This is a genomic window from Pigmentiphaga sp. MLSB6-MA01 (assembly GCF_058793475.1).
This window is the reverse complement of record NZ_JBXAFV010000012.1, coordinates 160026-179036: the sequence shown is the minus strand read 5'-3', so window position 1 is coordinate 179036 and position 19011 is coordinate 160026. Positions and strand designations below refer to the sequence as shown.

Below are 19011 nucleotides of genomic sequence, written 5' to 3'. Positions count from 1 at the left end.
GGAGAGACCATGACGAATCCTTATTCGATCCGCTCGCCGTTCCTGGGGGGCCGGGGCCTGGCGCGCCTGGGGGCAGCGCTGGCGTTGTCCACGGTTTCGGCGCTGTGCGCCGCGCAGCCCGTGGCCTGGGACCCGGCGAAGAACAATCTCGGCATCGGCAACAATGCCGGCACGACCGCAGTGACGGGCAGCAACAACCAGGCGCTGGGCAAGGACGCGGGCAACAACGTATCGACCAACTGGAACCTGGCGGTGGGCGAAGCGGCCGGTACCAATGTGTCGGGCGGCAATGCCAATCAGGCCATCGGCTTCAATGCCGGCCAGAACGTCAAGGGAGGATGGAACCAGGCGATCGGCCGCAGCGCGGGCCAGAACGTGACCGGCAACTACAACAATGCCGTGGGTTTCTGGGCGGGCACCGGCGTGACCGGTTCCGATAACAGCGCCTATGGCACCAACGCCGGCCGCAACGTGACCGGCAATGTGAACCAGGCGTTCGGCAAGGGCGCGGGCAACAACGTGTCGACCAACTGGAACCTGGCCATGGGCGAAGGGGCCGGCACCAACGTCAGCGGCAAGAACGCCAACCAGGCCATTGGCTATTACGCGGGCATCAACGTCAAGGGAGGATGGAACCAGTCGTTCGGCCGCAGCGCGGGGCAGAATGTCACGGGCGACTACAACAGCGGCATCGGCTTCTGGGCTGGTACCGACACGGTGGGCAACCAGAACCAGGCCATGGGATCGAACGCCGGGCGCAACGTCACCGGCGATTCCAACCAGGCCTACGGCCAGGAGGCCGGGCGCGACGTCGTCGGCAACAGCAACCAGGCCGACGGCCAGAATGCCGGCCAGAACGTGCGGGGCGACGCCAACCAGGCACGCGGCATGAATGCCGGGCAGAACGTCCAGGGCGACTACAACGCCGCCACCGGCGCCTACGCCGGCACGGACGTCGCCGGAAGCAACAACCAGGCGAGCGGGCTGGGAGCTGGCCGTGGCGTGGTCGGCGACGGAAACATCGCCACCGGCGTGGGGGCGGGCTTCAAGGTGCAAGGCAGCGGCAACGTCGCGCTGGGCAACGGGGCGGGCCGCGAGGTCATGGCCGACAACACCGTCGCCATCGGCACCGATGCACGCGCCAGCGCGGCCAACAGCGTGGCGCTGGGAGCCGGTTCGACGGCCGACCGTGGCGCGCAGTCCGGTTACGAGGCCTACGGGCTGGCCGCGCCGCAGAACTCGTCGGGCGAGCTGAACGTGGGCAATCGGCAGGTCACGGGCGTGGCGGCGGGCAGCGCCGGCAACGACGCGGTCAACGTCGATCAACTGCGCGGCGCCATGTCCACGCTCAACCGGTCCCTGGGCGGGCTGAGCGACCGCATCGACAATGTCGAGAAGCATGCCTACGCAGGCACGGCCGCGGCCATGGCGGCGCGCCAGGCGCCCTTCGTGCCCGGCAAGTTCAGCTATGCCGCCAATGTCGCCAACTACAAGGGCCAGAGCGCGCTTGGCGTCAGCCTGCGCCACACGGCCCCCAGCGGAGCGTGGAGCGTGGAGGGCGGACTGGCCGGCAGCGGCAACGGCGTCGGGGCCTTCGTGGGCGTGGGCGGCGTGTTCTGAAGCCATGCCCCGGGCCCGGGGTTCGGCGTGAACCGGCCCCGGCCTAGGCCAGGGCCGGCGCGTCACCCTGCCGCGCGAGTTGCCACAGGGATTCGGCGGCCGAGGCCATGTCGGCATGCTGCCGGTACAGGCGGATCTCGATGGCGACGCGCCAGGAGGCATCTCCGGCCTCGACCAGCCGTCCATCGGCCAGCGCCGGCGCCGCCAGGCTGCGGGGCAGCCAGGCCACGCCCCGGCCTTCCAGGGCCAGGGCTTCCAGCAGCAGGGCATGTGGCGCGGTGAACACCGGATGCAGCCTGGGGTCGCGCGCCGCGGCGCCCAGCCCGGCGCGCAGGATGCGGCCCAGCCCCGAGGCTTCGCCATAGGCCAGCAGCGGGATGGGTGCATCCTGCCGCAGGTCGTGGCGGGGGGTACCCGAGGGTGTGGGGACGCAGACGGGGACCAGCGCATCGTCGGCCAGCCGCACCACCGGATAGGCGGCTTCGTCCAGCCGGCCGGGCAGGGCGGGGTGGGCGTGGCACAGCAGGAACTGGACCTTGCGCTGCAGCATCAGTTCTTCGCACGCGGCCGTGCCGTCGGACATCATCTCGACCGCGCCCAGTTGCAGGCTGGCTTCCAGGCGCGCCAGCCACCCGGGAAGGAAAGACAGCGACAAGGCGTGCGTGACCGCGATGCGCAGGCTGGCGACGCTCTGGTCATGGGCCATGCGGGCCTTGATGCGGGCAGCCACCAGCCGGGCCAGCACGTCTTCGACCAGGGGCAGGAGGCGCCGGCCGGCGGGAGTGAGCGTGGCCGGGTGCGCGCCGCGGTCGATCAGATCGGCGCCCACCCATTCCTCCAGCGCGCGGATGTGCCGGCTGAACGCCGGCTGCGCGATGGCGCGGGCCTCGGCCGCGCGCGAGAAGTTGCCGCTGTCGGCCAGCGCGACGAAATCTTCCAGCCATTCCAGGTCCAGGGGGCGATTGTCCGGTCCCATCGAGGGGTCTCGTCTCCGCGATAGTTGTATGCATTTCGAGTATTGGACGGCGCGCGGGCGGCCGGCAATGATGGATTCTACTCACCGCAGCCTCATGGAGACCCGCTTGCCTTCCATCGCCAATTATCGCGGCATCATCCCCGCCATTGCCTGCCCCTTCACCCCGGATCACCGCATCGACGAACCCGCCCTGCGCAAACTGGCCGCCTGGCTGGCCGGCCACGACGGCGTGGTCGCGGTCATGACCAACGGCCACACCGGCGAGGTCTTTTCGCTGACGCCGGCGGAGCGGGCCACCGTGACCCGCATTGTCGCCGACGAGCTGCGGGGCCGGCTGCCGGTGATCTCCTCGATCGTCTGCGAAGGTTTGTCCGAGGCCGCCGAGCACGCGCGCGCCGCCGTCGAGGCGGGCGCGGCCGGGCTGGATGTCATGCCGCCGCACCACTGGCTGCGCTTCGGCTTCACGTCCGGCCATGCCCTGCAATACTTCGACGCCATCCACCGCGCGGCGCCGGGCGCCGACCTGGTCTGCCACGTGTATCCCGCCTGGACGCGCGCGGCGTATTCCTCGGCCCTCTTGGCCGACCTGGCCCGGCTGCCGTACGTCCAGGCCTTCAAGGTCGGGCAGCGCGACATGAACAAGTATGCGCGCGACATCCAGGCCATCCGCGACGCCGACGCTGGCAAGGCCATCCTGACCTGCCACGACGAATACCTGCTGGCGTCCATGGTGCAGGGCGTGGACGGCGCGCTGGTGGGTTTCGCCACCTTCATTCCGCAATTGATCGGCGACCTGTGGCGCGCGGTGCAGGAAGGGGACCTGAAGGGCGCGCAGCGGATCCAGTCGATCATCACGCCGCTCAAGGATGCCGTGTACGGCGGCGGCGAACCGACGGGCGAGGCCCATGCGCGCATGAAGGCCGGGATGTATCTGGCCAGCGTGCTGGACGACGCGACCGTCCGTCCGCCTACCGAGGCGCCCGATGCCAGGGAAATGGCGGCATTGCGCGCGGCGGTGCAGCAGGCCGGACTGCTGCGGCGCTGACCTGATTGCAACCAGACATAGAACAAGACGGAGACAAGCATGCAACGCAGACCTTTTCTTGCCGCCGGGCCGTCCCAAGGCAAAAAGCGCCTCCTCGGGGGGCAGCGCCGCCGCGTAGCGGCAGGCGTGGGGGTATTTCTCTCCGCCGGGCTGGCGGCCGCGGCCCTGTGCCTGCCCGGTGGCGTATCGGCGCAGCCGTATCCCGCCCGCGAGGTGCGCATCATCATTCCGTTCCCGCCCGGCGGCACGCTGGACACGGTGGGGCGGCAACTGGCGCAGCGCCTGAGCGAGCAGACCGGCCAGTCGTTCGTGGTGGAGAACCGGGCCGGCGGCAACGGCATGATCGGCGCGGCCGCCGTCGCCAAGGCGCCGCCCGACGGCTACACGCTGATGTTCAATGCATCGACGGTGACCACCACGCCGATGACCATGAAATCCGCGCCCTTCGACATGGAGAAGGACTTCCAGCCCATCTCGCTGGTGGCCCAGGCGCCGCTGTCGGTGGCGGTGAACAAATCGCTGCCGTTCAACGACGTCAAGGGCCTGCTGGAGTACGCCAGGCAGAATCCCGGCAAGCTCAGCTTCGCGGTCGGCTCGACCGGCTCGGCGGGCCAGCTCGCCACCGAGCTGTTGCGCCGGGCGGGGCAGATGAACTATCTGATCGTGCCCTACAAGGGATCCGCGCCGGCCTACCAGGATCTGGTGGGCGGCCAGATCTCCGGTTTCATCGATCCCATCCTGGGGGCGATGTCCTACCATAAGGGCGGCATGCTGAAGATCCTGGCCGTCACCTCGCGCTCGCGCGTGCCGACACTGCCCGAGGTGCCCACCGTGGGCGAGACCGTGCCGGGCTACGAGTTCTACAGCTGGTACGGCCTGTGGGGCCCGGCCCGGCTGCCGATGGACATTGCCCACAAGCTCAACGCGGAAGTCAACAAGGCGCTGGAGGCGGGCATGCGCGAGAAGCTGGAGCAGCAGGGGCTGGTCCTGAAGGCCGGCTCCATCGAGGACTTCGCGCGCTTCCAGCAGGAGGACATGGCGCGGGCGAAGAAGATCATTGTCGAGGGCAACATCCGTGCGGAATGAGCGGTGCGCCGTCGTGACGGGCAGCAGCGCCGGCATCGGCCGGGCGGTGGCGGCGGCGCTGCTGGACCGGGGTTGGCGCGTCGTCGGGCTGGATCTCGCGGCGGCAACCCTGGGTCACCCGTGCTTCGAAGGCCGGGCGGTCGATCTCGCGGATGCCGGCGCCATCGCCGGGGTGCTGCCCGGCCTGTCGGCCTGCGATGCGCTGGTCCACGCGGCGGGCATCATGCGGACCGCGCCGCTGGGCCGCCTGGACGGCGCCGCGGGCGACCTGATGTGGCGGCTGCACGTGGCCGCGGCCACCCAGCTCGCCGATGGCATGGTGCCCGCGATGGCGGCGCGCGGCCGGGGCCGGGTGGTGCTGATCGGCAGCCGCGTGTCCCGTGGCATGGCCGGGCGCAGCCAATACGCCGCGGTGAAGGCCGCGCTGGTGGCCCTCGGGCGCAGCTGGGCGGCCGAAGTGGCGGCATGCGGCGTGACGGTGAACGTGGTGTCGCCCGCCGCCACGCGCACGGCCATGCTGGACGATCCCGGCCGTGCCGCCAGCGCGCCACGCCTGCCGCCGCTGGGCCGGCTGATCGAACCGGCCGAAGTGGCGGCGCTGGTGGGGTTCCTGCTGTCGGATGCCGCAGCGGCCATCACGGGACAGGATATCCAGGTCTGCGGAGGCGCGTCGCTGGCGGGGTGAATCGACAGTGGATCGTTCAGCCCAGCCGCTCGATCAAGGCCATGGCCGCGGCCGGCGCCTTGGGTTTGAAGCCATTGATCATGTAGACGAACACGTCGCGTCCCTGCGCGGCCTTGGCCGGCGGGGCGGCCAGGCAGGGCAGGTCGGCCGGCGCCGTGCCGCCGGCCCACGCCCGGACACGTCCGGCCCAGGCATCGAGATCGGCCGGCGCATAGCCCAGCTCGCGGTCTTCCCGCGCGTCTTGCAGCCGGACATAGACGAACGGCGCCGTCGCGTCGTGCAGGTGCGGTACGCCGTCCTTGTCCGCCACGACCGCCGCCACCTCGTGCCGGCGCAGCAGATCGACGAACCCGGGCACCGCGAAGCTTTCGTGCCGCACTTCGACCGCATGGCGCAGCCGCCGTCCCTCGTACTCCGGAGGCAGGAGCGCCAGGAAGGCCGCGAAGTCCTCGGGGTCGAACTTCTTGGTGGGCGGAAACTGCCAATTGATCGGGCCGAGCTTGTCCTTCAGTTCCACCAGGCCGCTGGCCAGGAACTTGTCGACGGAAGGACCGGCCTCGGCCAGCACGCGCCGGTTGGTGGCGAAACGGGGTCCTTTCATCGCGAACACGAAATCCTCGGGCGTCTCGTCGTGCCAGCGCGCGAAGCTGGCCGGTTTCTGCGTTCCGTAGAACGTGCCGTTGATCTCGATGGAGGTCACGTGGCGGCTGGCATAGTCCAGCTCGCGGCTTTGCACGAGGCCCTCGGGATAGAAACTGCCGCGCCAGGGCTCGAACACCCATCCGCCTATGCCCACACGTATCGGAGCCATGCTTTTCGCCTTGCCCATGCGCTGCTTCTCCCTCGCGCCGGCCGACCCTACAATGCCGTTCCGGTTCTCGTTTCGCCCCGCCATGCCCCTGGACGCCGAACAACTTGCCGCCTTCCGCCGCCTGGCCGCCGGTCTTGATCGCATCGACGCCGAGGCCTATGCCGCCGCCGGCCGCGATCCGCTCGTTCCTATTCTAGGTCTGGGACCTGTCGACGCGCCATTGTGTTTCTTCGGCCGGGATCCGGGCGGGGACGAGGTCAGGCACGGGCAACCCTTCGTGGGCAGCTCGGGCCAGTTGCTGCGCGCCGGACTGCTCCGCCACCTGGCGCCGGATAGGCCATATTCGTTCGACGAAGGCCTGCGCGTCGGCGCGGATTGCTTCTGGATCAGCACCGTGCCCTACAAGCCCTTGCACAACAAGGCGTGGCCGCCCGCGGTACGGCAGCGGTTCCAGCCGCTGATCCGGCAGATACTGTCGGCGCAATGGCGCGGCGGCGATGTCATCACCCTGGGCAACGAAGCCTTCGAATGGTTCAGCATCGGTCTTGCCGGCGACGAACTGGCCGCCGTGCGCGAATTCTGGCGGCGCGAGGACAAGTACGAGTCCAGCGTTGCCGTGACCCTGCGCGCGGGGGGCCGGGAGCGGGTCCTGCGCTTGCATCCCTTGCCGCATCCTTCGCCCGCCAATGCCCGCTGGCGGCCGCATTTTCCCCGGTTGCTGCAAGCCCGGCTGGACGCGCTGCTGCCGCCCGCCTGAAGGAGGTTCCGCCATGAATGGACCCGCGATTTCCATCACCTATTGCACGCAGTGCCTATGGCTGCTGCGCGCGGCCTGGATGGCGCAGGAACTGCTTTCCACCTTCGGCACGGACCTGGGGCAGGTCGCGCTGGTGCCCGGCACGGGCGGGGTGTTCCAGATCCGCTATGACGGTGAACTGATCTGGGACCGCAAGGCCGACGGCGGTTTCCCGGACGCCAAGGCGCTCAAGCAGCGTGTGCGCGACAGGCTGGACCCGGGGCGCGATCTTGGGCATGTCGACCGGCCGGCGAGCGGGCCGGAAGACGCGTGATCCTTCCGCGTGCGGTCTAGCGCAGGCGCTTCGGAAAGCACCGCCCGTATTCCTCGCAGCCCGGACAGCCCGGCGCGGGCTGCGGCGTTTCCCCGCGCGTGACCGCCAGGTCGTGCGCCAGGAATTTTTTCCAGCGCATGTCGCCTGTGTTGCGCTCGGGCAGCCCCGGGAAGTAGCGGTGCAGCGCGCGCGTGACGTCGTCGCGCCCCGCCAGCCCCAGGTCGCGCCACAGGTGGTCGGGCCGCAGACAGGCGTGGGCGATGATCGTCGCCAGGCAGGCGGTGTCCGCGGCCGGCAATGCCGGGTTGCGCCAGGCCAGCATGTGGGCGCGCAGGTTGGCCGTGAACGTGGTGCCGGCCTCGGGTTGCGCCGGCAGCGGGGGAAGGGGAGCGCCGGGGAACCATCGAAGGTACAGGTCCCGCAATATGTCCTGTGGCAACCCCAGCAAAGGCAGTTCGTGCCGGACTTCGCGGGCGGCCAGCAGGCGGGCGAAGAGGCGCGCGTCGAATGCGTCCGGATGGGTGGCGAAGGCGGCGAGCTGAGTGCCGCGGGCGGCGGGGTCGGCGTGCCCGGGCAGGGCGTTGGTCCGGTCGAGCAAGGCATTTGCTCCGATGGAAAGAAAGGGGCGGAACGGAAGTCGCGACCGCGTGCCGTGGCATTCATGGCTACGGGGTCTTGGAGAACAATGCTACTCCTGGCAAGCTTTGCTTAATGCGGTTCACGGTAGGGCAGCCTTTATTCAGGGGCCCCGAGGTGGGATGGGGCTATCCTGCAGTCCCGTCAGCATTCATCACCCCCGCATGAGTTTCTCTTGGCAGTCGTGGATCGATGCTTTCATCAACCGCACCGTCTTTCGTCGGATCGGATACGCCGTCGCACGTTCAGAGAAGGTCGCCGCCTGCGCCAGCATCCGGTCAATGGTGACTTCGGCTGCCTCCGCCGCCACGCCACCCTCCGAGGCCAGGCGCAGCAGATGGCTTCGTTTCACGGCACGGCCTTCGCCGCAGACATCCATGTGGTGCTGGCCCATGGGGCCTTCGCTGAAGGTCAGGTCGAAGGCCGGGGCCAGCCGCCAGCGCCGATCCCGCCCGAGGCGCCAGGCGAAGTTCTTCGGGTGGTCGTCGCGATTGTGAAACAGCACGTTGAAGACGGCTCGCGCGTAAGCCTTCTCCACCTCGCGCTCGTCGCGGGTCAGCAGGCGTGTGGCGCGCAGGAGGGCGGTGTAGTCCGCGCTGCCAGGCAGGCGAAAGTCCACCTGTAGCAGACCCGCCAGGCTGTGCACCGGCACGCGCAAACCTTGTTCGCGATCGAAGCGTGCCACGCCGAAGGCGGCTAGTTTGGACGATAGATCGAACCATGCACTGGCAGGCATCTCCAGCCCGCAGTCGCGAGCGAGTTCGGCATACATCTGCTCGATGACGCAGACCTCTTTGTGTTCGCCCAGGGCGGGGAATTTCACCAGCCAGGGTTCGCCTGAAGCGTCGCCGCGCGTGCTGACGTGGCCCGATCCTGTGTCGTATTGCACGAGCGCCTTGGGCCGTGCGCCTTGCGGGGAACCCCCCGTCAGCGCCAGCTCGCGCAAGGCGACTCCTGCTTCACCGGCCAGGGCGCGCTCGTTTTCCTGGGCCAAGGCCAACAGGTTCCAGTCTGGCTCCTCGGCATCAAACTTTGCAGCCGGCACGAAGCGCAGGGCACCCATGGCGCGATCCCCGATGAAGGCCAGGCGATCCAGCGGGCCGGGATGGCGCAGGCCCTGCTGGCGGAACAGCCGGTCCATCAGCAGCAGGCCCCAGCCATCGGGCAGGCTGTCGGCGATCAGGCCTGGCAGGCGGAGCAGATGGGGGGGGAAGTCGCCGTAGGCGGTGGCACGCAGCTTGAGGTGCAGCGGTGACAGTTCCAGCCCTTGCGCCAGCGCCTCGGGCGCATATTCGAACAGGAGCGTGGTGCCATCGTCGGCGAGCAAGCCCAGTGGCAGGTCCTCGCCCCAGCCGCAGTAGTGGACGGCCAGGCGTTTCATGTGCTTTTTCGGCGGCTGGCTCGCTGCCGCTGGCTGGCTGCTTCGGCTTTTTCCATCTGGGCGATGGACTGGCGCTTGAGTACGAACAAATCCTCCAGCTCATTGACCAGCCCGAGCGCCTGCACCGTGCGAACCAGGGTCTCCAGCGAAGACTGGCCGCTACTTTCCAGCTTGCGCAGTGCGCCTAACGAAAGACCCGCCATCTGCGCCAACTCGCGCTGGGGCAACCCCTGGGCCAACCGCTGCGCACGCACGCGTTGGCCCAGCACCTGAAGTATTTCGCCAGACGGAGCTAGATTTAGTACCATTATTATGACTTTTATGCCATAAAAACCTATATAAGTGCCATTTTAATGGTTTTTATAGGGCGTGGCCATCAGGAGGTGCGTTGGTTTTCCGGGGGCATGTACCGTCCTGAAACCTCACTCTATGTTCTGCGCCTGTTCCCGCATCTGCTCGATCAACAGCTTCAGGTCCATCGCCGCCCGCGTCACTTCCAACCCGCCGGCCTTGGACCCCAGCGTGTTGGCCTCGCGGTTCATTTCCTGGAACAGGAAGTCCAGCCGCTTGCCGGCGCTGCCCTTGTCGGCCTTCTTGCCCGCGCCGCCCTTGCCGATCAACTGCCTGAGCTCGGCCAGGTGCGAGTGCAGGCGCGACAGTTCCTCGGCCACGTCGATGCGCAGGCCGAACAGGGTGGCTTCATGGGCCAGGCGCTCGGACAGTTCTTCGCCGCGGATGTTCTGGAAGCCGCCGGGGAAGGCGGCCTCGACGGTGTCGCGCAGCTTGCGCGCGAGCCGTTCGCGGTATTCCTGCACGAGCTGGGGCATGCGTTGCTCGACCTCGGCCACGATGGCCGCGACCGAGTCGGCGCGGTCGACCAGCATGGCGGCCAGGCGTTCGCCCTCGCGGTCGCGCGCGTCCTGCATCTGGGCCAGGGCTTCGCCGGCGGCGCGCAGGGCGGCTTCGCGCCAGGTGTCTTCGGATTCCTCGGCCGCCTGCACGCCGGGCCAGGACAGCAGTTCGGACAGGCGCGGAGGCTGGACGTCCTGGAGCACGGCCTGGACCTTGCGGAACAGCGTGGCGGCCTGTTCCAGGGCGGCGACGTTGATGGACTCGGGGTCGGTGCTGAGGCGGCGCTGGATGGAGGCCCGCACTTCGATCTTGCCGCGCGCCACGGCCTTGGTCAGCAATTCGCGCAGCGGGGATTCCAGCGCGCGCAGCTCGTCCGGCATGCGGAAGTGAAGATCGAGGAAGCGGCTGTTGACGCTGCGCAGTTCGATGGACACCGAACCGTGTTCGGTGTCGGCGCGGGCGGCGCCGAAGGCGGTCATGCTACGGATCATGGCGAAAGCCTGTCAGGACGTGGGCAAGGCCGACGTGCACGGCGACGGGGCCGGTGCGTTTGTCGGCATGAGCCAGCATGATAAATCGCATGGGAAGATTCGTGGGGCCTTGCCCGTACAATGTCCGTATCCGGCCGCCGCGGCGCGGCCCATGCGTCCTGGGCGCCGGCGCGCCGGTCCGTCCGCCGATCTGGAGTTTTTTCATGAGCATTGCCCCTTCCGCCTTTGCCCGGCCGTCCGGCCGCGGCCTCGATTCGCTGCGTCCCGTTTCCCTGCAGCGCGGCTACACCCGCTATGCCGAAGGGTCGGTGCTGGTGAGCTTCGGCGACACGCAGGTGATCTGTACCGCCAGCGTCGAGGACAAGGTCCCGCCTTTCCTGAAGGGCATGGGGCAGGGCTGGGTCACGGCCGAATACGGGATGCTGCCGCGCGCCACGCATACACGCGGCGGCCGCGAGGCGGCCAAGGGCAAGCAGACCGGCCGGACGCAGGAGATCCAGCGGCTGATCGGCCGCAGCCTGCGTGCCGTGTTCGACCTGGAAAAACTGGGCGAGCGCACCCTGCATCTGGATTGCGACGTGATCCAGGCCGACGGTGGCACCCGCACGGCCAGCATCACCGGAGCCTTCGTTGCGGCCAGCGACGCCATCGCGCTGCTGATGGCGCGCGGCGCCCTGGCCGCCTCGCCCATCCGCGACCACGTGGCCGCGGTGTCGGTGGGCATCTACCAGGGGCAGCCGGTCCTGGACCTGGACTATGCCGAGGACTCGCAGTGCGAGACCGACATGAATGTCGTCATGACGGGCAGCGGCGCGTATGTCGAAGTCCAGGGCACGGCCGAGGGCGTGCCGTTCTCGCGCCAGGAGATGGATGCGCTGCTGGGCCTGGCCGAGACCGGCATCGCCGATCTCGTGCGCCTGCAGCGCGAGGCGCTGGCCCAGCCGTATCCGGGCCGCTGATGCCCGCGAGACCGGAGCGAACGATGGCAGGAAAACTGGTCCTGGCTTCCAACAACGCGGGCAAGCTGCGCGAATTTTCGTCGCTGCTGGCGCCGCGCGGCTTCGAGCTCGTGCCCCAGGGCAGCCTGGGCGTGCCCGAGGCCGAGGAACCCCACGCCACGTTCATCGAGAACGCCCTGGCCAAGGCCAGGCACGCCAGCCAGCTGACCGGCCTGCCCGCGCTGGCCGATGATTCCGGCGTATGCGTCACGGCGCTGGGCGGCGAGCCCGGCGTCTATTCGGCGCGCTACGCGGCGCGCAACGGCGGCGAAAAATCCGACGCCGCCAACAATGCGCTGGTGGTCGAGCGCCTGCGGGGCGCGCAAGACCGCCGGGCCTATTACTACGCCGCGCTGGTGCTGGTGCGTTCGGCGCACGACCCCCAGCCCTTGATCGGCGAAGGGCTCTGGTGGGGCGAGATCGTCGAGCAGCCGCGCGGCGAAGGTGGATTCGGCTACGACCAGCATTTCCTGCTGCCCGGCCTGGGCCGCACGGCGGCCGAGCTGTCCGCCGACGAGAAGAACCGCATCAGCCATCGCGCCCAGGCGCTGGCGGTGCTGATGAGCAAGCTGGATACGTTCTGATGGCCCGATCGATCCCGATCCGGCCGGCGGGGCAGGGGGCTCCCGTGGCGCGCGCGGCCATGCCGTTCGCGCCCGGCCCGAGCCTGCTGACCAGCCTGCCGCCCCTGTCGGTGTACGTGCATGTGCCCTGGTGCGTGCGCAAGTGCCCCTATTGCGATTTCAATTCGCATGCGGCGCCCGACGAGCTGCCGGAGGATCGCTATCTGCAGGCGCTGACCGAGGATCTCGACCAGAGCCTGCCACAGGTATGGGGGCGCAAGGTGGTGTCGGTCTTCATTGGCGGCGGCACGCCCAGTCTCCTGTCGGCCGCCACGATGGACGCCATGCTGGCGCTGCTGCGCTCGCGGCTGCCGCTCCTGCCCGACGCGGAAATCACGATGGAGGCCAATCCCGGCACGGTCGAGGCCGCGCGCTTCGCCGACTTCGCGGCCAGCGGGATCAACCGCATTTCGCTGGGCATACAGAGCTTCGACGACGACCGCCTGCGGGCGCTGGGCCGTATCCACGACGGCCGCGCCGCGCGCGAGGCGATCGCCATCGCGCAGCGCCACGTGGAACGGATCAACCTGGATCTGATGTTCGCGCTGCCGGGGCAAACGCTGGATGGCTGCCTGGACGATGTCGAGACGGCGCTGTCCTTCGGGACGGAACATCTGTCCCTGTACCACCTGACGCTGGAGCCGAACACGGTCTTCGCCAAGTACCCGCCGGAACTGCCCGACGACGATACGGCTTTCGAGATGCAGGACCGCATCGAGGCGCGGCTGGCCGGGGCGGGATACGACCACTATGAGATTTCGGCCTACGCCCGGCCCGGCGCCCGCTGCCGCCACAACCTGAACTACTGGGAGTTCGGCGACTACCTGGGCATCGGTCCGGGCGCGCACGGCAAGCTGTCGTTCCACGACCGTATCCTGCGCGAGGCGCGGGTGCGCAATCCCCAGTCGTGGATGGACGCGCTGCTGGACCCCGCGGCCGCTGCCACGCATCTCGCGGAATCACGACTGGTGGAGGCGAAGGAACTGCCTTTCGAGTTCATGCTGAATGCGCTGCGGCTGGCCGACGGCGTGCCGGCGGCGAGCTTCGCCGAGCGTACCGGCCTGAACCTGGCCACGATTGCCCGGCCGCTTGCCCGCGCCGTCGAACGGGGGCTGCTGGACGAGGATCCGACCCGCATCCGGGCGACGCCGCTGGGGCGGCGTTTCCTGAACGATCTCCAGGGCCTGTTTCTGTGAGTGGCGGGAAACGGCGCCCGCAAATGTGCATGCCGCGCCATCGCGCGGCACATCTGCACTTTTTTGGTGCAAAATAGGCCTTATTCCCCTTTGTGCACCAATATTGGGAATTCTCTGCCGGGATTTGCTTCATGGTGGTGCGAGGCCTGACATCTTCCCGGCGTGCCGATATGCGAGAATGCCGCGCCGCCCTGCACAAGCGGGTCGGCAAACCGTGGAAGCCATCGCTGGCACGGAAACTGCTTAATTTGATGCGCAACTGTTCAGCCTGACACTTCCGGTCGCGCTGTGTGCACTATCGAGAACGCTTGAGCCTCCGGGAGCCGGAGGCGGTTACGAGACTATCAGGAGCCCTAATGGCAACGCCCAAAGACGTCCTCAAGATGATTGCGGACAACGAGGTCAAGTTCGTTGACTACCGTTTCACCGATACGCGTGGCAAGGAACAGCACGTGTCGGTGCCGTCCCACACCGTGGACGAAGACAAGTTCGAAACGGGCCACGCTTTCGACGGCTCCTCGATTGCCGGCTGGAAGGGTATCGAAGCTTCGGACATGCTGCTGATCCCCGAGCCCTCGACCGCCCGCATGGACCCGTTCCGCGAGGAATCGACCCTGATCATGACCTGCGACGTGGTCGAGCCTTCCGACATGAAGGGCTATGACCGCGATCCTCGTTCGCTGGCCAAGCGCGCCGAAGCCTATCTGAAGTCCTCGGGCCTGGGCGACACCGCCTACTTCGGTCCCGAGCCCGAGTTCTTCGTGTTCGACGGCGTGACCTGGAACGTCGACATGTCGGGCTGCTTCGTCAAGATCAAGTCCGAAGAAGCCTCGTGGTCCACCGGCATCGACTATGACGGCGGCAACCTGGCCCACCGTCCGTCGGTCAAGGGTGGCTATTTCCCCGTGCCTCCGACCGATTCCTTCCAGGACCTGCGTTCGGAAATGTGCCTGTTGCTCGAGCAGCAGGGCGTCGAGGTCGAAGTGCACCACCACGAAGTGGCGGGCCCGGGCCAGCTGGAAATCGGCACCAAGTTCGGCACGCTGGTGCAGCGCGCCGACTGGAACCAGATCATGAAGTACACGATCTGGAACGTCGCCGCCGCCTACGGCAAGACCGCCACCTTCATGCCCAAGCCCGTCGTCGGCGACAACGGCTCCGGCATGCACGTCCACCAGTCGATCTGGAAGGACGGCCAGAACCTGTTCGCGGGCAACGGCTACGCCGGCCTGTCCGAGTTCGCGCTGTACTACATCGGCGGCATCATCAAGCACGCCCGCGCGCTGAACGCCATCACCAACCCCGGCACGAACTCGTACAAGCGCCTGGTCCCGCATTTCGAAGCTCCGGTCAAGCTGGCCTACTCGGCCCGCAACCGCTCGGCCTCGATCCGCATCCCTTACGTCGCCAACCCGAAGGGCCGCCGTATCGAGACGCGCTTCCCGGATCCCCTGGCCAACCCGTACCTGGCGTTCTCGGCCCTGATGATGGCCGGCCTGGACGGCGTGATGAACAAGATCCACCCCGGCGACCCGGCCGACAAGAACCTGTACGACCTGCCGCCCGAGGAAGACGCGAAGATCCCGACGGTGTGCTCGTCGCTCGACCAGGCCCTGGAAGCGCTCGACAAGGACCGCGAGTTCCTGACCCGCGGCGGCGTGTTCAGCAACGCCATGATCGACGCCTACATCACCCTGAAGATGGAAGAAGTGACGCGTTTCCGCGCCACCACCCATCCGATCGAGTTCGACATGTACTACGGCCTCTGATCCGGACAGGACCAGTCGTCAGCAAGAACGAAAACGGGGCGGGAACGCCCCGTTTTCGTTGGTGTGAGGCTCTCCCCCGCGCGCTGGCGCGGGTGGGCCGGCAACGCCGGAGCCACCGCATCCTGGGTCCGGGGCGAGTCCTTTCATGTGTCGCGGGTGGCGCGTTGCGCCATGGAAAACTGATATGAATCCTGCGCCTTTCGATCCACCGTTCCACGATGCCGACGCGTTCGCCGCGTTCGAGCTGTTGTCCAGCGCCATTCTCGTCATCGACGATGATGGACTGATCCGCTATGCCAACGCGCCGGCCGAGGATTTGTTCGAGGTCTCGGTGCGGCAGTTGTACGCGGTCAAGGCCATCGACCTGTTCCGCGATGGCGAGCAGTTGCGCCAGTCGCTGGTGGAGGCCCGGCAGCACCTGTTCGCCGACAAGCGGCAGATACTGGAAATCGACCGCCTGGGGCGCGAGGCTACGCAGGTGTCGGCGACCGTGGTCGCGCTGGACGGCCAGCCATGGCCGGCGCTGATCGAACTGCGCGAGATCGAGCAGCAGTTGAAGGTGGATCGCGAGGAGCGCCTGCTGGAGCAGGCGCAGGCCAATCGCGAGCTGTTGCGCAACCTCGCGCACGAGATCAAGAATCCGCTGGGCGGGCTGCGTGGCGCGGCGCAATTGCTGGAAGCCGAGTTGTCCGACCCCGCGCTGATCGAATACACCCAGGTCATCATCCAGGAGGCCGACCGCCTGCAAACCCTGGTGGATCGGCTGCTGGTGCCGCATCGCGCGCCGCGCATCGTCGGCGACGTCAATATCCACGAGGTCTGCGAGCGCGTGCGGTCGCTGGTATTGGCCGAATACCCGAACGGACTGCGCATCGTGCGCGACTACGACGCGGCGATTCCCGAGTTCCGGGGCGACAAGGCGCAGTTGATCCAGGCCGTGCTGAACGTGGTGCGCAATGCCGCCGAGGCCCTGTCGGCGCGCATCGCGGCCGGCGATGCCGAAATCACGCTGCGCACCCGTGTGGCGCGCCAGGTCACGCTTGCCAAGCAGCGTTTCAGGCTGGCATTGGAATTGCATGTGATGGACAACGGCCCGGGGATTCCTCCCGAATTGCTGGACCGGATCTTCCACCCGCTGGTGTCCGGACGAGAAGGCGGCAGCGGGCTGGGATTGACCCTGGCTCAGACTTTCGTGCAGCAGCACGAGGGTGTGATCGAATGCGACAGCCGGCCCGGCCTGACCGATTTCCGCATGCTGTTGCCCTTACCTTGATCGAAGAATTGGATGGATTTTTTTTCCCCAGCGTACCTAGGAAGCCGGCGATGAAACCGATCTGGATCGTAGATGATGACCGTTCGATCCGCTGGGTGCTCGAAAAAGCCTTGGCCCGCGAGGACCTGCCCAGCCGGAGCTTCGGCACGGCGCGCGAAGCCCTGGACGCCCTGAACGATGACGTGCCCCAGGTGCTGGTGACCGACATCAGGATGCCCGGCGCGGGCGGCATTGAATTGCTGCAAGCGGTCAAGCGGCGCTTTCCGGCGTTGCCCGTCATCGTCATGACGGCGTATTCGGACCTGGAGAGCGCGGTGTCGGCCTTCCAGGGCGGCGCCTTCGAGTACCTGCCCAAGCCCTTCGATGTGGACACCGCGACCGAGCTGATACGGCGCGCCGTCGAGGAAAGCCTGCGCGAGGAGGCTTCGGCCGACGAGACCCTGGTCGGCACGCCCGAGATCCTGGGCCAGGCGCCGGCCATGCAGGAAGTGTTCCGCGCCATCGGGCGCCTGTCGCAGTCGCAGGTCACGGTCATGATCACCGGCGAATCGGGCAGCGGCAAGGAGCTGGTGGCGCGCGCGCTGCATCGGCATAGTGCCCGGGCCTCCGGCCCCTTCGTGGCGATCAACACCGCGGCGATTCCGCGCGACCTGCTGGAGTCCGAGCTGTTCGGCCACGAGCGCGGCGCCTTCACCGGCGCGCAGAGCATGCGCCGGGGCCGCTTCGAGCAGGCCGACGGCGGCACATTGTTCCTGGATGAGATCGGCGACATGCCGGCCGAATTGCAGACGCGGTTGCTGCGGGTCTTGTCGGACGGCAGTTTCTATCGCGTGGGCGGACACAGTCCCGTACATGCCAATGTGCGCGTGATCGCGGCCACGCACCAGCCGCTGGAAGAGCGGGTCAAGCAGGGTTTGTTCCGCGAGGATCTGTTCCACCGGCTCAATGTGATCCGCCTGCGGCTGCCGCCGCTGCGCGAACGGGCCGAGGACATTCCGCTCCTGGCCCGCCATTTCCTGGCGCGCAGCGCGCGCGACCTGGGTGTCGAGCCCAAGCGCTTCACGCCCGCCGCGCTGGCTGCTTTGTCGCGCTTTCCGTTTCCCGGCAACGTGCGCCAGCTCGAGAACGTCTGCCATTGGTTGACGGTGATGGCGCCGGCGCAGACGGTGGATGTGCAGGATCTGCCACCCGAACTCCTGGAAAAGATGCCGGCCGATGGCCACATCGCGCCGGTGCCGGGCGCGGCCGCCACCATGATGCAAGCCCTGGCGCCGGAGCGCGGCGGCCTGGCCGCGCCGGGTGCCGAAGCGGCGGGGCGTGCTGCCGGCGCCGCGGTGGCCGACCGTTCGAATCCGTGGCTGGGAGGCCTGCAAAGCGACGTCGAACAACGGCTGCAGCGGGGCGAGCCCGACATCATGCAGACCCTGACCCGCCAGTTCGAAAGCATGCTGATTTCGACCGCGCTGCGTGTCACCCGGGGCCGGCGGATCGAGGCGGCGCTCAAGCTGGGCATCGGGCGCAATACCATCACGCGCAAGATCCAGGATCTCGGCCTGGACGACGATTGATGCCGGCGGCGCGGGCGGCGGCCTGGCCGTCAGCCCAGCGCCGTGTCCAGCAGCATCATGATGACGAAGCCCACCATCAGGCCGCAGGTGGCATGGACTTCGTGCCCTTTGCGGTGCGACTCGGGAATGATCTCGTGGCTGATCACGAACAGCATCGCTCCGGCGGCGAAACCCAGCCCCCATGGCAGCAGCATCGCGGAGTAGGAAATGACCGAGGCGCCGATGACGGCGGCGATCGGCTCGACCAGCCCCGTCAGCGCGCCCAGCAAGAACGCGAAGCCCTTGCTGTAGCCGATGCCCAGCAGCGCGACGGCGACCACCAGTCCTTCGGGCACGTCCTGGATCGAAATGCCGGTGGTGAGCGCGGAGGCGCGCAGCGGATCGGTCCCGGCGAAGGCCACGCCTATGGCCAGGCCTTCGGGAAGGTTGTGCAGCGCGATGGCGAACACGAACATCCACGTGCGCCGGATGGCGAGGCTGGTGTGCTTGCCCTCCACGCCCTTGATGAAGTGCTCGTGGGGCAGATAGCGTTCCATCGCCAGCAGCAGGGCGGCTCCCAGCAGGATGGCCGCGCCCATCACCATGCCCGCTCCCCAGGCGCCGGCGCCCTGCAGCTTCGCCGCCTCGATGCCTGGCACGACCAGGGAAAAGGCGCTGGCCGCCAGCATGACGCCGGCGCCGAAGCCGAACAGACTGTCCCGCACGCGATTGGACAGGCGCTGGGAGAACAGCACGGGCACCGCTCCCAGCGCCGTCGCGCCGGCGGCCATCATGCCGCCTGTCAAGGCCTCCAGCACCACCGGATCGCCGGCCATCCGTTCCCACAGGTGACGCGCGAGCAGAGCCAGGCCCAGCAGCACGATCGCGCCGCCCAGGGCCTTGCGCAGGACCTGTCCCGGAGAGGCGGGGCGGCTGGCCGTCGTCATGGGAG

Annotated in this window: 19 protein-coding genes; 12 read left to right on the top strand and 7 right to left on the bottom strand. The window is 68.1% G+C overall.

What is annotated here, in order from left to right:
• The first annotated feature begins 9 nt into the window (after positions 1–9).
• A complete protein-coding gene (locus tag AC1Q6E_RS20010) occupies positions 10–1620 on the top strand; it encodes a YadA family autotransporter adhesin (protein ID WP_492573390.1) in 1611 nt (536 codons plus the stop codon).
• Between the two features lie 43 nt (positions 1621–1663).
• Here the strand turns inward: AC1Q6E_RS20010 and AC1Q6E_RS20005 are convergent, their stop codons facing one another.
• Positions 1664–2596: a LysR family transcriptional regulator gene (locus AC1Q6E_RS20005; protein WP_492573389.1), complete on the bottom strand. Its 933-nt coding sequence runs from the start codon at positions 2594–2596 to the stop codon at positions 1664–1666.
• Positions 2597–2702: 106 nt separating this feature from the next.
• Between AC1Q6E_RS20005 and AC1Q6E_RS20000 the strand changes: the two genes are divergently transcribed.
• The 3 genes from AC1Q6E_RS20000 to AC1Q6E_RS19990 are packed head-to-tail and all read left to right on the top strand — an operon-like array spanning position 2703 to position 5412.
• The gene (locus AC1Q6E_RS20000; protein ID WP_492573388.1) at positions 2703–3641 is read left to right on the top strand and encodes a dihydrodipicolinate synthase family protein; all 939 of its coding nucleotides are present in this window, start codon (positions 2703–2705) and stop codon (positions 3639–3641) included.
• Between the two features lie 39 nt (positions 3642–3680).
• Positions 3681–4727 (top strand): Bug family tripartite tricarboxylate transporter substrate binding protein, encoded by a 1047-nt coding sequence (locus AC1Q6E_RS19995; RefSeq protein WP_296556065.1) that lies wholly within the window; start codon positions 3681–3683, stop codon positions 4725–4727.
• Positions 4717–5412 (top strand): SDR family oxidoreductase, encoded by a 696-nt coding sequence (locus AC1Q6E_RS19990; protein ID WP_296556066.1) that lies wholly within the window; start codon positions 4717–4719, stop codon positions 5410–5412. The genes AC1Q6E_RS19995 and AC1Q6E_RS19990 overlap by 11 nt, the downstream gene beginning before the upstream one ends.
• A 16-nt stretch (positions 5413–5428) precedes the next feature.
• Here AC1Q6E_RS19990 and AC1Q6E_RS19985 read toward each other — a convergent pair whose 3' ends face one another.
• Positions 5429–6223, bottom strand: a complete 795-nt coding sequence (locus tag AC1Q6E_RS19985; protein ID WP_366058667.1) for a DUF72 domain-containing protein — start codon at positions 6221–6223, stop codon at positions 5429–5431.
• Here AC1Q6E_RS19985 and AC1Q6E_RS19980 point away from each other — a divergent pair.
• Both AC1Q6E_RS19980 and AC1Q6E_RS19975 read left to right on the top strand, forming a co-directional pair.
• A complete protein-coding gene (locus AC1Q6E_RS19980; protein ID WP_296556069.1) occupies positions 6222–6980 on the top strand; it encodes a uracil-DNA glycosylase family protein in 759 nt (252 codons plus the stop codon). The two genes, AC1Q6E_RS19985 and AC1Q6E_RS19980, sit on opposite strands and share 2 nt — an antisense overlap.
• A 13-nt stretch (positions 6981–6993) precedes the next feature.
• Positions 6994–7293 carry an Rdx family protein gene (locus tag AC1Q6E_RS19975; protein ID WP_152797253.1) on the top strand — a complete coding sequence of 100 codons (300 nt, stop codon included), beginning with the start codon at positions 6994–6996 and terminating at the stop codon, positions 7291–7293.
• A 16-nt stretch (positions 7294–7309) separates the two neighbouring features.
• Here AC1Q6E_RS19975 and AC1Q6E_RS19970 read toward each other — a convergent pair whose 3' ends face one another.
• The 4 genes from AC1Q6E_RS19970 to AC1Q6E_RS19955 form a co-directional block, all read right to left on the bottom strand.
• Positions 7310–7891 carry a nitrogen fixation protein NifQ gene (locus tag AC1Q6E_RS19970; RefSeq protein ID WP_152797251.1) on the bottom strand — a complete coding sequence of 194 codons (582 nt, stop codon included), beginning with the start codon at positions 7889–7891 and terminating at the stop codon, positions 7310–7312.
• A gap of 192 nt (positions 7892–8083) precedes the next feature.
• A complete protein-coding gene (locus tag AC1Q6E_RS19965) occupies positions 8084–9310 on the bottom strand; it encodes a type II toxin-antitoxin system HipA family toxin (protein ID WP_492573387.1) in 1227 nt (408 codons plus the stop codon).
• Positions 9307–9579: a helix-turn-helix domain-containing protein gene (locus AC1Q6E_RS19960; protein WP_296556074.1), complete on the bottom strand. Its 273-nt coding sequence runs from the start codon at positions 9577–9579 to the stop codon at positions 9307–9309. The genes AC1Q6E_RS19965 and AC1Q6E_RS19960 overlap by 4 nt, the downstream gene beginning before the upstream one ends.
• A gap of 153 nt (positions 9580–9732) precedes the next feature.
• The gene (locus tag AC1Q6E_RS19955; protein ID WP_296556076.1) at positions 9733–10653 is read right to left on the bottom strand and encodes a YicC/YloC family endoribonuclease; all 921 of its coding nucleotides are present in this window, start codon (positions 10651–10653) and stop codon (positions 9733–9735) included.
• Between the two features lie 203 nt (positions 10654–10856).
• On the opposite strand from AC1Q6E_RS19955, the gene rph reads away from it, so the two are divergent.
• From rph to ntrC, 6 genes are all read left to right on the top strand, one after another.
• A complete protein-coding gene (rph, locus tag AC1Q6E_RS19950) occupies positions 10857–11612 on the top strand; it encodes a ribonuclease PH (protein WP_152797243.1) in 756 nt (251 codons plus the stop codon).
• Positions 11613–11635: 23 nt separating this feature from the next.
• Positions 11636–12235 carry an RdgB/HAM1 family non-canonical purine NTP pyrophosphatase gene (gene rdgB, locus AC1Q6E_RS19945; protein ID WP_492573386.1) on the top strand — a complete coding sequence of 200 codons (600 nt, stop codon included), beginning with the start codon at positions 11636–11638 and terminating at the stop codon, positions 12233–12235.
• Positions 12235–13470: a radical SAM family heme chaperone HemW gene (hemW, locus tag AC1Q6E_RS19940; protein WP_152797238.1), complete on the top strand. Its 1236-nt coding sequence runs from the start codon at positions 12235–12237 to the stop codon at positions 13468–13470. Before rdgB ends, hemW begins: the two co-directional genes overlap by 1 nt.
• Before the next feature lie 356 nt (positions 13471–13826).
• Entirely contained in the window at positions 13827–15239 is a 1413-nt protein-coding gene (glnA, locus tag AC1Q6E_RS19935) for a type I glutamate--ammonia ligase (RefSeq protein ID WP_152797236.1), read from the top strand.
• A gap of 184 nt (positions 15240–15423) precedes the next feature.
• A complete protein-coding gene (glnL, locus tag AC1Q6E_RS19930) occupies positions 15424–16512 on the top strand; it encodes a nitrogen regulation protein NR(II) (protein WP_296556082.1) in 1089 nt (362 codons plus the stop codon).
• Between the two features lie 50 nt (positions 16513–16562).
• Entirely contained in the window at positions 16563–18080 is a 1518-nt protein-coding gene (gene ntrC / locus AC1Q6E_RS19925) for a nitrogen regulation protein NR(I) (RefSeq protein WP_152797232.1), read from the top strand.
• Positions 18081–18109: 29 nt separating this feature from the next.
• On the opposite strand, the gene AC1Q6E_RS19920 is transcribed toward ntrC, so the two are convergent.
• Entirely contained in the window at positions 18110–19006 is an 897-nt protein-coding gene (locus AC1Q6E_RS19920) for a ZIP family metal transporter (RefSeq protein ID WP_152797230.1), read from the bottom strand.
• Between the last annotated feature and the right edge of the window lie 5 nt (positions 19007–19011).

Bases quoted from the DNA above. Each gene is read 5' to 3' on its own strand.
- AC1Q6E_RS19965 (WP_492573387.1), bottom strand. From the start codon at position 9,310: ATGAAACGCCTGGCCGTCCACTACTGCGGCTGGGGCGAGGACCTGCCA.
- rdgB (WP_492573386.1), top strand. From the start codon at position 11,636: ATGGCAGGAAAACTGGTCCTGGCTTCCAACAACGCGGGCAAGCTGCGC.
- AC1Q6E_RS19980 (WP_296556069.1), top strand. From the start codon at position 6,222: ATGCTTTTCGCCTTGCCCATGCGCTGCTTCTCCCTCGCGCCGGCCGAC.
- AC1Q6E_RS19985 (WP_366058667.1), bottom strand. From the start codon at position 6,223: ATGGCTCCGATACGTGTGGGCATAGGCGGATGGGTGTTCGAGCCCTGG.
- AC1Q6E_RS20005 (WP_492573389.1), bottom strand. From the start codon at position 2,596: ATGGGACCGGACAATCGCCCCCTGGACCTGGAATGGCTGGAAGATTTC.
- glnL (WP_296556082.1), top strand. From the start codon at position 15,424: ATGAATCCTGCGCCTTTCGATCCACCGTTCCACGATGCCGACGCGTTC.
- ntrC (WP_152797232.1), top strand. From the start codon at position 16,563: ATGAAACCGATCTGGATCGTAGATGATGACCGTTCGATCCGCTGGGTG.
- AC1Q6E_RS19920 (WP_152797230.1), bottom strand. From the start codon at position 19,006: ATGACGACGGCCAGCCGCCCCGCCTCTCCGGGACAGGTCCTGCGCAAG.
- glnA (WP_152797236.1), top strand. From the start codon at position 13,827: ATGGCAACGCCCAAAGACGTCCTCAAGATGATTGCGGACAACGAGGTC.
- rph (WP_152797243.1), top strand. From the start codon at position 10,857: ATGAGCATTGCCCCTTCCGCCTTTGCCCGGCCGTCCGGCCGCGGCCTC.
- AC1Q6E_RS19955 (WP_296556076.1), bottom strand. From the start codon at position 10,653: ATGATCCGTAGCATGACCGCCTTCGGCGCCGCCCGCGCCGACACCGAA.
- AC1Q6E_RS19975 (WP_152797253.1), top strand. From the start codon at position 6,994: ATGAATGGACCCGCGATTTCCATCACCTATTGCACGCAGTGCCTATGG.
- AC1Q6E_RS19995 (WP_296556065.1), top strand. From the start codon at position 3,681: ATGCAACGCAGACCTTTTCTTGCCGCCGGGCCGTCCCAAGGCAAAAAG.
- AC1Q6E_RS20010 (WP_492573390.1), top strand. From the start codon at position 10: ATGACGAATCCTTATTCGATCCGCTCGCCGTTCCTGGGGGGCCGGGGC.
- hemW (WP_152797238.1), top strand. From the start codon at position 12,235: ATGGCCCGATCGATCCCGATCCGGCCGGCGGGGCAGGGGGCTCCCGTG.